Source organism: Streptomyces sp. NWU339 (assembly GCF_003143855.1).
Classification (GTDB): domain Bacteria; phylum Actinomycetota; class Actinomycetes; order Streptomycetales; family Streptomycetaceae; genus Streptomyces.
In genome coordinates, this window is record NZ_QFRK01000031.1 from 41,382 (window position 1) to 52,953 (window position 11,572).

12 protein-coding genes are annotated in these 11,572 nt (G+C 69.3%); 10 read left to right on the top strand and 2 right to left on the bottom strand.

What is annotated here, in order from left to right:
- Positions 1-64: 64 nt before the first annotated feature.
- Positions 65-1,417 (bottom strand): MFS transporter, encoded by a 1,353-nt coding sequence (locus DIZ27_RS29240; RefSeq protein WP_109381464.1) that lies wholly within the window; start codon positions 1,415-1,417, stop codon positions 65-67.
- A gap of 456 nt (positions 1,418-1,873) precedes the next feature.
- On the opposite strand from DIZ27_RS29240, the gene DIZ27_RS29245 reads away from it, so the two are divergent.
- The 8 genes from DIZ27_RS29245 to DIZ27_RS47495 are packed head-to-tail and all read left to right on the top strand — an operon-like array spanning position 1,874 to position 8,380.
- Complete coding sequence (locus DIZ27_RS29245) at positions 1,874-3,097, top strand: cytochrome P450 (RefSeq protein ID WP_181383739.1); 1,224 nt, start codon at positions 1,874-1,876, stop codon at positions 3,095-3,097.
- Positions 3,090-3,404 (top strand): 2Fe-2S iron-sulfur cluster-binding protein, encoded by a 315-nt coding sequence (locus tag DIZ27_RS29250; protein ID WP_181383740.1) that lies wholly within the window; start codon positions 3,090-3,092, stop codon positions 3,402-3,404. The genes DIZ27_RS29245 and DIZ27_RS29250 overlap by 8 nt, the downstream gene beginning before the upstream one ends.
- A gap of 9 nt (positions 3,405-3,413) precedes the next feature.
- Complete coding sequence (locus tag DIZ27_RS29255; RefSeq protein WP_109381466.1) at positions 3,414-4,652, top strand: NAD(P)/FAD-dependent oxidoreductase; 1,239 nt, start codon at positions 3,414-3,416, stop codon at positions 4,650-4,652.
- Positions 4,649-5,434: a protocatechuate 3,4-dioxygenase subunit beta gene (locus tag DIZ27_RS29260; protein WP_109381467.1), complete on the top strand. Its 786-nt coding sequence runs from the start codon at positions 4,649-4,651 to the stop codon at positions 5,432-5,434. The genes DIZ27_RS29255 and DIZ27_RS29260 overlap by 4 nt, the downstream gene beginning before the upstream one ends.
- A 9-nt stretch (positions 5,435-5,443) precedes the next feature.
- Positions 5,444-5,944 carry a protocatechuate 3,4-dioxygenase subunit alpha gene (locus DIZ27_RS29265; RefSeq protein ID WP_146229011.1) on the top strand — a complete coding sequence of 167 codons (501 nt, stop codon included), beginning with the start codon at positions 5,444-5,446 and terminating at the stop codon, positions 5,942-5,944.
- 20 nt (positions 5,945-5,964) lie between these two features.
- The gene (locus tag DIZ27_RS29270) at positions 5,965-6,738 is read left to right on the top strand and encodes an enoyl-CoA hydratase/isomerase family protein (protein WP_258308590.1); all 774 of its coding nucleotides are present in this window, start codon (positions 5,965-5,967) and stop codon (positions 6,736-6,738) included.
- An 8-nt stretch (positions 6,739-6,746) separates the two neighbouring features.
- Positions 6,747-7,190 (top strand): thioesterase family protein, encoded by a 444-nt coding sequence (locus DIZ27_RS29275; protein WP_181383741.1) that lies wholly within the window; start codon positions 6,747-6,749, stop codon positions 7,188-7,190.
- Positions 7,187-8,380 carry a flavin reductase family protein gene (locus DIZ27_RS47495; protein ID WP_109381470.1) on the top strand — a complete coding sequence of 398 codons (1,194 nt, stop codon included), beginning with the start codon at positions 7,187-7,189 and terminating at the stop codon, positions 8,378-8,380. The genes DIZ27_RS29275 and DIZ27_RS47495 overlap by 4 nt, the downstream gene beginning before the upstream one ends.
- Before the next feature lie 66 nt (positions 8,381-8,446).
- Here DIZ27_RS47495 and DIZ27_RS29285 read toward each other — a convergent pair whose 3' ends face one another.
- Positions 8,447-9,346 (bottom strand): D-alanyl-D-alanine carboxypeptidase family protein, encoded by a 900-nt coding sequence (locus tag DIZ27_RS29285; RefSeq protein WP_109381471.1) that lies wholly within the window; start codon positions 9,344-9,346, stop codon positions 8,447-8,449.
- Positions 9,347-9,564: 218 nt separating this feature from the next.
- Here DIZ27_RS29285 and DIZ27_RS29290 point away from each other — a divergent pair, with 218 nt between their 5' ends.
- On the top strand, positions 9,565-10,218 hold the full coding sequence (locus DIZ27_RS29290) for a GntR family transcriptional regulator (RefSeq protein ID WP_109381472.1): 654 nt from the start codon (positions 9,565-9,567) through the stop codon (positions 10,216-10,218).
- Positions 10,215-11,531: a nitrate/nitrite transporter gene (locus tag DIZ27_RS29295; RefSeq protein WP_109381473.1), complete on the top strand. Its 1,317-nt coding sequence runs from the start codon at positions 10,215-10,217 to the stop codon at positions 11,529-11,531. The genes DIZ27_RS29290 and DIZ27_RS29295 overlap by 4 nt, the downstream gene beginning before the upstream one ends.
- Positions 11,532-11,572 lie beyond the last annotated feature (41 nt).

The window sequence follows — 11,572 nt, forward strand, 5'->3', positions numbered from 1 at the left end:
CGGATTCCGGTACGGAATTCCGACGCGGGGAAGCGCCCCGGATGCTCGCGGCAGCGGATGCGGCTCAGCGGTCGGCCAGCGACTCCTGCGGCTCCGCGGAGCGGTCGGTGAGGAAGAAGGCCGTCACCAGGCTGATCAACGCCATTCCCATCAAGTACGGCGCGACCGCGATGACCGTGCCGAATCCCTGCGTCAGCGCCTCGGCGATCATCGGCGCGAACGCGCCACCTAGGACGGCTCCGACGGCGTAGGCGAGCGACACCCCGGAGAGCCTGATCCTGGCCGGGAACATCTCCGCGAAGAGCGCCGACTGGGGGCCGTAGGTCAGGCCCAGCGGCACCGCCAGGGTCAGCAGGGCCACGCCGACGCCCGGTCCGGTGCCCTGACTGAGCAGCCAGAACTGCGGGAGGAGCAGCACGAACAGCAGCGAGTAGCCGAACTTGTAGACGACCGGACGGCCGGAGAGATCGCTCCACCGCGCGCCGACGTAGGTGAACGCGATCCACACGGCGCTGGCCGCGAAGAGCCACATCAGCACCTGAGGGCGAGGAAGGTCATGGGCGCTGGTCACGTAGGCCAGCGCGAAGCCGCCGACGATCATGTAGCCGGCGGCGATGTTGCCCACCATCGTGGCGGCGGCCTTCAGGACCTTGGTGCCGTGAGTGCTGAACAGCTCACGCAGGGGCGTCTTCGCCTTGGCCTTCGACTCCTCGAGCTCGGTGAAGACCGGCGACTCGGCGACCTGGGACCGCACGTACTGCCCCACCACGACCAGCACGACGGAGAAGAGGAAGGGCAGTCGCCAGCCCCACGCGTCGAAGGCCTCCTTGCCGAGCAGGGCGTTGAAGGCGCCCATCACGGTGATGGCGAGCATCATCCCGAGCGGCACGCCCATCTGCGGGAAGGACCCCATCCGCCCTCGGTGACCGGTCCTGGCGTGTTCCACGGCGAGCATGGCCGCGCCGCCCCACTCGCCACCGGCGGAGAGCCCCTGGAGGCAGCGCAGGAGGATGAGCAGGATCGGGGCCGCGATTCCGATGGCCGCGGTCGTCGGCAGCAGGCCGACCAGCGTGGTCGACACGCCCATCAGCCCGAGCGTCAGCACCAGGACGATGCGACGGCCGAACCGGTCGCCCAGATAACCCGAGACGACGGCGCCGAGCGGACGGAAGAAGAAGCTCACCCCGGCGGTCGCCAGGGCGGTGAGCTGGCTCCACTGGCCGAGCCCGCTGAAGAAGAGGTCACCGAAGAGCAGGGCCGCGACCTGCGCGTAGACCAGGAAGTCGTACCACTCGATGGTGGTGCCCACCAGCGTGGCGTAGACGACCCGGCGGCGTTGCTTCTCCTCGCCCCCTGGAGCGGGGCCGGTCGCCAGGGCGACCGACGCTTTGGGCTCAGCAGTCTGATTCGCTTCCATGACGTCCTCTCTCGACTGGATACCGCTACGGAAGTGCCGCCCCCGAACCGACGATGAGCCGCGACACGAGAAGGCTCGTTCCGGACACGGGACAACGCGGCTCAGCAAGATGTTGAGTGATCAAGGGCACACGTTCTCCCTCCGTTCTTGACTTGTCAAGGGTCAATTTGACAACTGTGGAAAAAGTGCACCTGTCCACAGTCGGGGGACTCCAGGGTCTCCGTGAGCCTCGCCCGCGGCCGGTCGGCGGGCTTCGGTGCCTCCCCGGTCGGCGCGATCGTGTGCCGGTCGGGCCTTGCGGCCGCCTCGGTCACCGAGGTTCGTTGACAAATCATCAACCGCCGGGACAGACTCGGCCACCTGTTGACGAAACAACATGCGGCCGCTGCGGCCGCTGAGGGAGGGTGGAGACGGATGGCGGTGGTGGATCAGCGACCGACGGCCGCACGATGCCCCGTGACCAGCGGTTTCAGGCCGTTCGACCACGACGGCACCTACGAGTTCTTCTCGACGGCCCGTCGCGAGGCGCCGGTGTTCTACAACGAGGAGACCGACTACTGGGTCGTCACGAAGCGGGAGGACGTCCTCTCGGTGTTCAAGGACCCCGAGCGGTTCTCCGCCTCGAACGTCCTGGACTCGCTGGAGAGCTACCCCGAGGAACTGACCCGGTTCCTCACCGACAGCGGATTTACCGTCGAACCGGTGCAGTCCAACACGGACCGGCCCCGGCACACCCGGATCCGGCAGAGCGCCGGCCAGTTCCTCAACCCCAAGCGCTATCGCGAGTACGAGCCGCGGATCCGCGAGCTGGTGCAGGAGTACGTGGCCGGCCTGCGCGGCAAGGACGAGGTCGACATCGTCGCCGAGCTGACGCACGAGATGCCCGCGCGCGTGGTGTTCATGCTCCTCGGGGTCGACGACGTGGACCCCCTGATGATCAAGCGGTGGGCGCTCAACCGCGCCACGATGATCTGGGGCAAGCTGACCCGGCAGGAAATGATCGATGCCGGCCATGAGCTGAACGACTTCTTCCACTTCTGCAAGGAGATCGTCGAGGACCGCAAGCGGGCACCGCGCGACGACTACCCCAGCAAACTGCTGGAACTGCGCGGGGGCGACGACTCGGTACTGACCGAGAACGAGATCGTCTGTCTGGTGTTCGCGCTGCTGCTGGCCGGTCACGAGGCCGTGACCAACGGTCTGACCATCAGCATCCTCACGCTGCTGGAGAACCGCGGGACCTGGGAGGAACTGGTCGCGGATCCGGCACTGATCCCGCGTGCGATCGAGGAGGTCCTCCGGCACAGCACCCCGGTCATGACCTGGCGGCGCAGGGCCCTCGAGGACGTCGAACTCAGCGGCGTGACCATCCCCGCGGGAGGCAAGGTCCTGCTGAGCCTGGCATCGGCGAACCACGACGAGGACCGGTACGAACGGCCGTCGGACTTCGACATCCACCGCCCCGACGCACGAGGTCACCTGTCCTTCGGATACGGCGTCCACGTGTGCATGGGCGCCCCTCTGGCACGCATCGAAATGAAGATCGTGCTGGAAGAACTCATCAACGCCTTCCCCGGCATGGAGCTGGTGAAGGGACAACGACCCGCATGGACGAAGACGATGGCCCACCGCGGTCCGCAGAGTCTGCTGGTCCGGCTTGGAGGTTCTGACCATGGCTGAGGTGACCTGGATCACCGCCGACGGCGAGCGCATCACCGCCGAGGTCGGCGACGGCGTCAACCTGATGGAGGCGGCCGTGGCCAACGGCGTGCCCGGCATCGTCGGTGAATGCGGTGGCGGGATGATGTGCGCCACCTGCCACGTCTACGTCGAGTCCGACCACCGGACCGGCGAGCCCGGCCCGATCGAGGCCGACCTGCTGGACTTCGCCGACGCTCCTCGACGCGACGGCAGCCGTCTGAGCTGTCAGATCTCCGCCCGGCCCGAGCTGGACGGAATCACCGTCGAAGTACCGCCGGCCTGGTGACACCGCGCCATGACACACGGAACCGTGATCGTCGGCGCCGGACAGGCCGGGCACACCACGGCCATGCACCTGCGCGCCGCGGGCTATGACGCGCCGATCACCCTGATCGGCGCCGAAGCCGCCGTCCCCTACCAGCGCCCACCCCTGTCCAAGCGCTACCTGCTGCGAGAGATCGGGCAGGAGCACCTCACGCTGGGCACACCCGCCGGCCGCGCGAAGCCCGAGGTCGACCTGCGCACCGGCGAACGGGTGGCCCGGATCGACGTCGCCCAGCAGGTCGTGGTCCGGGCGGACGGCAGCACTCTTCGCTACGACAACCTGGTCCTGGCGACCGGCGCGCGGGCCCGACGACTGCCCGACTCGCTGGTCGACGGAGCTCAGGGCGTGCACGTGCTGCGCACACTCGCCGACGCCGACGCCCTGTCCGGGGCACTCGACGAGGCGAAGTCGGTCCTCGTCCTCGGTGGCGGTTTCATCGGTCTCGAGTTCGCCTCGGTGGCGGCCCGCCTCGGGCGTCGCGTCACCGTGGTCGAGCGTGACCGGCTGCTCCAGCGGGTCGTCAGCGAGCAGGCCGCCGACCATCTCCACTCGGAGCACCTGCGCAACGGGGTCGAGATCCTGGAAGGCCGCGAACTGCGGTCACTGGAAGGCGAGAACGGCCGCGTGGTCGCCGGCGTGCTCACCGACGGGACGCGGATCGACGCCGATCTCGTCCTGGCGGGGATCGGCGCCGAGCCGGAGGCCGAACTCGCCGCTCAGGCCGGCATCGCGGTCGACAACGGCATCACCGTCGACGAACTCGGCCGGACCAGCGCCCCGTCGGTCTACGCGGTGGGCGACTGCGCCAACTTCGCCTGGCAGGGCGGCAGGCTCCGCCTGGAGTCGGTCCAGAACGCGGAGTACATGGCAAAGGCGGCAGCGGCGCACATCGCGGGTCGCACGGCGCCCCCGCGGCCGGCGCCCTGGTTCTGGTCGGACCAGTACGACGTCCGACTGCAGATCGTCGGCCTGACCGGCGACGGCGACCACGTCGTCAGGAGAACCGCGGAGGACGGTGCGGGCTTCTCGCTGTGGCACTACCGCGGGGACGACCTGAGGGCCGTCGAGGCACTGAACGACCCCGGCGCCTTCCTGACGGCCAGGAGGCTGCTGGACCGCGGCATCAGTCCCGCGCGTCACCACCTGGCGGACGAGAGCGTCGGCATCCGGGCCATCGCCGCACAAGCACTGGGGAGGGCAACCTCATGATCGAATCGTTCGATCCGCCGTTGGCGGACTCCAACTCCAGCGTCAGTACGCTGCGCGTGCCGTTGGCGGCACCGGTCCATCTGGACAAGGAGTGGTTCCACCACCTGCCGGGCCCCGCCTTCGGGCAGTTGAAGCTCGGAGCGTTCGACCACGACCTCACGGTGCAGGGCGTCTCGGAGCCCATCGGCACCCGGGTCATCGTGCACGGAACGGTCACCGACAGCGGCGGCGTCCCGGTCAAGAACGCCCTGGTCGAGATCTGGCAGGCCAACGCCGCCGGTGGCTATCGCGACTCCATGGACGTGTCGGGCTTCCCGCTCGACGCCAACTTCTACGGAGCGGGCCGCTGCCTGACCGACAGCCGGGGCGCCTACCGCTTCGTGACGATCCGTCCGGGTCCGTACCCGGCGATGTTCAAGGACGGCGCGCGTGCTTGGCGGGCGTCCCACATCCACTTCTCCGTCCTGGGCGCCGGGGCCGCCGGCCGGCTCGTCACCCAGATGTACTTCGAGGGCGACCCGCTGATCCGCATGGACCGCATGATCAACGCCGTCCCGGACCGGCGAGGCCAGGAGCGCCTGATCGCCAGGCTCGACGAGGAGAACTCCATCGCTCAGTCGTTCGGTCCCCAGCGCACGCTGGCCACCGTCGACGGCAGCGGCGCGGTCGTCCCCCCACCGGAGCGGACCGACCCCGACGCCCTGCTGACCAGGAACCCCTCGGCGCTGGCGTACCGGTTCGACATCGTGCTCCGCGGCTCGGCCGCGACCCCGTTCGAGTGAGGGATGGTCATGATTCTCACCCCCGCGCAGACCTGCGGCCCCCTGTTCGGCTTCGCCATGACCCCGCCCGGCATCACCCAGACCGTCGCCGAGGACGATCCGAGTGCCGTCGTGATCGAGGGCACGGTCCTGGACGGTCAAGGGGATCATGTCGGCTACGGCGCGTTCCTCGAGTTCTGGAGCCGGGAACAGGCGTGCCGGGTCCGCACCCTCGAGGGCCGCTTCCGGGCCGTCGTGCGGAAACCGGAACCGGTGACGCTGCCCGACGGCAACCGGTTGGCGCCGCACCTGAGCATCTTCCTCTTCACGCGCGGCCTGGCCGGGCCGCTGGCGACGAAGGTGTACTTCCCCGACGAGGAGCAGGCCAACGGGTCCGACGCGATCCTGCGGCAGGTCCCCGAGGCCAGGCGGTCCCTCCTGATCGCACAACTCACCGACGTCGAGCGGCACCTGCGGTACGACATCAGGCTGCAGGGCGAGCGCGAGTCCGTCTTCTTCTCCATCGACTAGAGCACGAACGAGGCTGAACCATGGAAGCGAACCTCATTGTCGAGCGCCAGGGCCATGTGCTGGTGCTCACCCTCAACCGTCCCCGCAAGCTCAACGCCATGGACAGCGCGCTCTACGAGCGACTGATCGAAGAACTCCGGGGAGCCGACCAGGACGACGAGATCCGTGCGGTGGTCGTGCGCGGGGCGGGGACGTCCTTCTGCACGGGCGCCGACACCGGTGAGTTCGCCGAGCTCACGCCCGACAACACCGAACGCGTCGAGTACCGCGCCGGACTCACCTACGGTCTGCACAAGACCATTCCCGAGATCTCCAAGCCGGTGATCGCCGCCATCCACGGTTACGCCGTCGGCGGTGGTTGCGGGTTGGCCCTGGCCTGCGACATCACCATCGCGTCGGCCGACGTGCGCATGGGCTACCCCGAGATCAAGCACGGTCTCGTCGCAGCCGTGGTGATGGCCAACCTGACCAAGCAGCTCGGCCGCAAGGCGGGGTTCGAGCTGGTGGCCAGTGGGCGCCTGGTCGACGCCGAGGAAGCCGAGCGGATGGGCATGGTCACGCGGGTCGTCCCGGCGGGCGAGGAGTTCGCCGAGGCGATGAGGACCGCCGAGGCCCTGGCGGGACAGGTGCCCATGTCGCTCCAGGCCACCAAGCGCCTGTTCCACGCGGTCGCGGATCTCCCGCTGGCCGAGGGACTCGTGCGGGGCCGTGAGGCGAACGAGGAGATGCGTGAGTACCGTGCCGAGGCGCTGAAGGAGTTCGGCGCCTCCGTCAAGGCCGCGAAGGCCGGCTGAGGATGCCGATGACCGATCAGTCGAGCGCCGGGCCCTCGGAGCCCCGCGCACACGTCGTCGAGGACACGCTCCGGGTGAGCGACCTCGACTTCCAACGCCACATGGGCAACACCGCGTTCACCGAGATCCTCGCCAATGCGCGCTACGCGTTCATGAACGAGCAGGTGAGGCCGACGGTGGGGTTCGAACCGATCATCGCGCTGGTCCGGCTGGAGGTGGATTTCAAGGGTCAGGTCCACCACCCCGCGACGATCACCACCGAGACCCGCCTCGACCGCGTCGGCCGCAGTTCGCTGGCACTGGCGCAGCGCATGCTGGTGGGTACGCGGCTGGTCGCGACGTCTCGGTCCGTCTTCGTGCTGACCGACCGTTCCAGCGGTGAGGCCACGCCCTGGCCCCAGGAGATCCGCGTGTTGGCCACAACCCCCGAACTCGAAGCGAGCCACCCGTGAGCGGCGGCGCGGTGGACTCCGCCGCTTTCCGGCAGGCCCTCGGGCATCACCCCACGGGGGTGGCCCTGATATCCAGTACCGACGCGGACGGGGAACCCGTCGGGATGATCGTGGGCACGTTCACCTCGGTTTCCCTCGATCCGCCCCTCGTCGGCTTCCTGCCCACGCGGGACTCCGCGAGCTTCGCCGCGATCAGGAAGTCGGGGCGCTTCACCGTCAACATCCTCGCCCACGACCAGGAAGACACCTGCAGGGCGTTGTCCCGACCCGCGGACAAGAGGTTCGAGGGACTGGCGTGGTCGCCTTCCGGCAACGGGTCGCCGGTTCTCCCGGACGTGGTGTGCAGCATCGACTGCAGCCTCGAGGCCTGCACCCCGGCAGGAGACCACTACTTCGTGACCGGCTCGGTCGAGAGCCTGGAGATCCATCGTCCGGTCGCCCCGCTGTTGTTCTTCCAGGGGGGTTTCGGAGGCTTCGTCCCGGGGTCCTTCGTCGCGCCGAGCGATGCGATCGTGGCCGAGAGCGTGCAGACCGTGCAGCACATCCGCGACGGCATGCGACGCCTCGCGCATGCGGCCGACGGGGAGGTGACCGTTTACGCCAAGGTCGCCGACCACGCGGTGGCCGTGGCGACGGTCGCCGGCCCGGACGTGCCGACGTCCACGGTCCTCGGTTCGAAGTGGCCGCTCACGCCTCCTTTCGGCGAGGTGTTCCTGATCGGCGCTCCCGAAGCCGAGGTCGAGCAGTGGATGAACAGGGCGAGGTCCGCGGGCGAGGAGCTGCTGCGCACATCCCGGGAACGTCTGGACCATGCGCGCCAGCACGGCTGGGCAGGTTCCTACGCCGGGGACACACGGGACACGCTGCTCTTTCCCGCGTTGACCGAGTACGGCGTGGAGGGGGTCACGCCGGCGAGGCAGCGTGAGATCCAGTCGATGTTCCGGGCCGCGGGGGAGGACCTCCGGCCGGTGGACCTCGAACCGGAGGGGCGGTACCGGGGCGCGAGTCTGGTGGCCCCCGTCCGCGACAGGCACGGACGGTGCGAACTCATGATCCGGCTGTGTCGGATCCCTTCGGTCTCCGGATCCCGGATCGAGGTCCTGGCCGACGAACTGTGCCGCCTCGCCCAGGAAGCCGAGAAGTCCGTCGGCGGTTCACCCGACCCGCGGAGCCTGGTTCCCTCCCCGTGATCCCGCACGTGACGGGGGCTCACCCGGTGCGGGTGAGCCCCCGTGTGCGTCCGGTTCGGGTCAGGCCTAGGCCTTGCTGAAGCCGTAGCCCAGGAGCTTCTTGGCGTCCGTCTCGCGCTGGGTGGACGAGGTGGAGGCGAGGACCGTGCCGATGACGGTCTTGCCGTTCCGCGTCGCGGCGAAGACCAGGCAGTACTTGGCCACCGCGCCCGAGCCGGTCTTCACGCCGATGGTGCCGCTGTAGCTGCTGAGCAGACCGTTGGTGTTGGTCCACGGCGCCATCGTGCGGGTGCTGCCCGTCTTCGTGGTGGTCTTCGCCGTGTACTTCTTCGTCTTGACGATCGCACGGAAGTTGGCGTTCTTCATCGCACTGCTCGCGATCTTCGTCAGATCGCGCGGCGTGGAGTAGTTGTTGCCCTTGCCGATGCCGTCGAACGAGTCGAAGTGGGTGTTCTTCAGGCCCAGGTTCTTCGCGTCGGCGTTCATCTTGCCGATGAAGGACTTCACGCGTGCGGCCCGCGTCGAGCCGGTACCGAACTTGTCCGCCAGGGCGTACGCGGCGTCGCAGCCGGATGGCAGCATCAGCCCGTACAGCAGCTGGCGCACGGTGACCTTGTCGCCGACGATCAGCCGCGCGGACGACGCGTTGTTCGCCACGATGTAGTCGCTGTACGCCATCTGGATCGTGACCTTGGCGTCGAGGTTCAGGTTCTTCTGCGCGAGCACGACCTTCGCGGTCATGATCTTCGTCGTGGAACCGGTCGAGAGGCGGGTGTCGGCGGCCTTGGTGTAGAGGGACTTGCCGGTCCCGTTGTTCATCACGTAGCCGCCCTTGGCGGCGATCGTGGGCGCGGCGGCGGCCTGCGCGGGCGCCGCGTGGAGGGCTCCGGAAGCCAGCACGGCGCCCGTGGCCACGAGGACGCCGACGGCTCTGCGAAGACGGATGCCCTGAATGACGGTATTCAAGTGAGGTACCCCGATTGCGTTGAATGCCCTAGTGGTGCGGCCGAGTTGAGGCGCGGCCGACAGGGGCCGCACGTTTCTGACGCATACCTGGCGCGGATGGTTGTGCGCGAGGGCCTGTCCGGCGCGATCCGCCGGAGAGGCCCTGGGGGCGGGTGACTTCGGGGTCCGCATCGTGGACGGATGCCTCCATGGGTACGTGTTGTATCTATCCTGTCGTCATGAGTCTGGCCCCCGTGAAGCAACCCCCTGCCGCCGACCGCGTCTACACCCATGTCAAACAGGGCGTCCTCGACCGCCGTTACGAGGGCGGCACGCTCCTGACCGAGGGTGAGCTGGCCGAGGCCGTCGGGGTCTCGCGCACACCGGTGCGTGAGGCGCTGCTGCGGCTGGAGGCCGAAGGGCTGATCCGGCTCTACCCGAAGAAGGGCGCCCTCGTCCTGCCCGTCTCCGCGCAGGAGATCGCCGACGTCGTCGAGACCCGGCTGCTCGTCGAGGAACACGCGGTGCGCAAGGCCGTGCCCGCGCCCCCCGGGCTCATCGAGCGCCTGGAGGGACTGCTCGCCCGGCAGCGGGAACAGGCCGCCGCCGGTGACTTCGCCGCCGCGTCCGTCACCGACCGCTGCTTCCACGCGGAGATCGTCCGCAGCGGCGGCAACGAGATCCTCTCCCGCCTCTACGACCAGCTCCGCGACCGCCAACTGCGCATGGGCGTCGCCGTCATGCAGTCGCACCCCGACCGCGTCGCCAAGACCCTCGCCGAACACCAGGAGATCCTCGACGCGCTGCGCTCGGGGGACCCGGAGGCGGCCGCCGGCGTGGTCAACCGGCATGTCGGCTGGGTCTCCCACCTGGCCCGGGGAGAAGTGCGATGACCCGCGCGAACGGAGGTGTCCCGAGTGCCCGTCCGCCCGGGGACCCCCTGGGCGGACGACGCGCCCTCGCGGTGTGGGGGGTGGGTGTGGCGGTCTACTTCGTCGCGGTCATCTTCCGTACGTCCCTGGGCGTGGCCGGTCTCGACGCGGCCGACCGCTTCGACGTCAACGCCTCCGCCCTGTCCACCTTCTCCATCCTCCAGCTGCTGGTCTACGCGGGCATGCAGATACCCGTCGGCCTGCTGGTCGACCGGCTCGGCACCAAGAAGGTGCTGGGCATCGGTGCCGTGCTGTTCACGGTCGGGCAACTCGGGTTCGCGCTCTCCCCGACGTACGGCATGGCGCTCGCCTCCCGCGCCCTGCTCGGCTGCGGGGACGCCATGACGTTCATCAGCGTGCTGCGGCTGGGCAGCCGGTGGTTCCCGGCCCGGCGCGGTCCGCTGGTCGCGCAGTTCGCCGCGCTGGCCGGGATGGCGGGCAATCTCGTCTCCACGCTGGTCCTGGCCCGGCTGCTGCACGGCATCGGCTGGACGGCCGCCTTCGCGGGCAGTGCGCTCGCCGGGGTCGTGGTGCTCGTCCTGCTCGTGCTGTTCCTCAAGGACCACCCCGAGGGCCACGAACCGGAGCCCGCCCCGCACCAGGGCGCCGCCTATGTGCGCCGTCAGATCGCGGCCTCCTGGCGGGAACCGGGGACCCGGCTCGGGATGTGGGTGCACTTCTCCACCCAGTTCCCGGGGATGGTGTTCCTGCTGCTGTGGGGCATGCCGTTCCTCGTCGAGGCACAGGGGCTGTCCCGGGCCACGGCCGGTGAACTCCTCACCCTCGTGGTGCTGTCCAACATGGTCCTCGGGGTCGTCTACGGCCAGGTCATCGCCCGGAACCACGGTGCGCGGCTGCCGCTGGCGCTCATCACCGTGGGCGCGACGGCGCTGCTGTGGGCGGCCGTGCTGTTCCACCCCGCCGAGACGGCGCCGATGTGGCTGCTGGTGGTGCTGTGCACGGGGCTGGGTGCCTGCGGTCCGGCCTCGATGATCGGCTTCGACTTCTCCCGCCCGGTGAATCCGCCGGAGCGGCAGGGAACCGCGGCAGGCATCACCAACATGGGCGGTTTCACCGCCTCGATCACGACCCTGCTGGCCGTCGGCGTCCTGCTGGACGCCACCGGCGACGACTACGCCGTCGCCTTCTCCGCCGTCTTCGTCCTCCAGGCCCTCGGGGTCACCCAGATCCTGCGGCTGCGTGGGCAGGCGGCGCGCAGGGAACGGGAGCGGCTCGTCGCCGCCCGGGTGGAGAACGTGCACGTGCCGGCGTGAGGCCGCGTGCGGCGGCGGACACGGCGCGCCGGGCCCGGGGA

Bases quoted from the DNA above. Each gene is read 5' to 3' on its own strand.
- DIZ27_RS29295 (WP_109381473.1), top strand. From the start codon at position 10,215: ATGACCCGCGCGAACGGAGGTGTCCCGAGTGCCCGTCCGCCCGGGGAC.
- DIZ27_RS29275 (WP_181383741.1), top strand. From the start codon at position 6,747: ATGACCGATCAGTCGAGCGCCGGGCCCTCGGAGCCCCGCGCACACGTC.
- DIZ27_RS29260 (WP_109381467.1), top strand. From the start codon at position 4,649: ATGATCGAATCGTTCGATCCGCCGTTGGCGGACTCCAACTCCAGCGTC.
- DIZ27_RS29240 (WP_109381464.1), bottom strand. From the start codon at position 1,417: ATGGAAGCGAATCAGACTGCTGAGCCCAAAGCGTCGGTCGCCCTGGCG.
- DIZ27_RS29250 (WP_181383740.1), top strand. From the start codon at position 3,090: ATGGCTGAGGTGACCTGGATCACCGCCGACGGCGAGCGCATCACCGCC.
- DIZ27_RS29270 (WP_258308590.1), top strand. From the start codon at position 5,965: ATGGAAGCGAACCTCATTGTCGAGCGCCAGGGCCATGTGCTGGTGCTC.
- DIZ27_RS29255 (WP_109381466.1), top strand. From the start codon at position 3,414: ATGACACACGGAACCGTGATCGTCGGCGCCGGACAGGCCGGGCACACC.
- DIZ27_RS29265 (WP_146229011.1), top strand. From the start codon at position 5,444: ATGATTCTCACCCCCGCGCAGACCTGCGGCCCCCTGTTCGGCTTCGCC.
- DIZ27_RS29290 (WP_109381472.1), top strand. From the start codon at position 9,565: ATGAGTCTGGCCCCCGTGAAGCAACCCCCTGCCGCCGACCGCGTCTAC.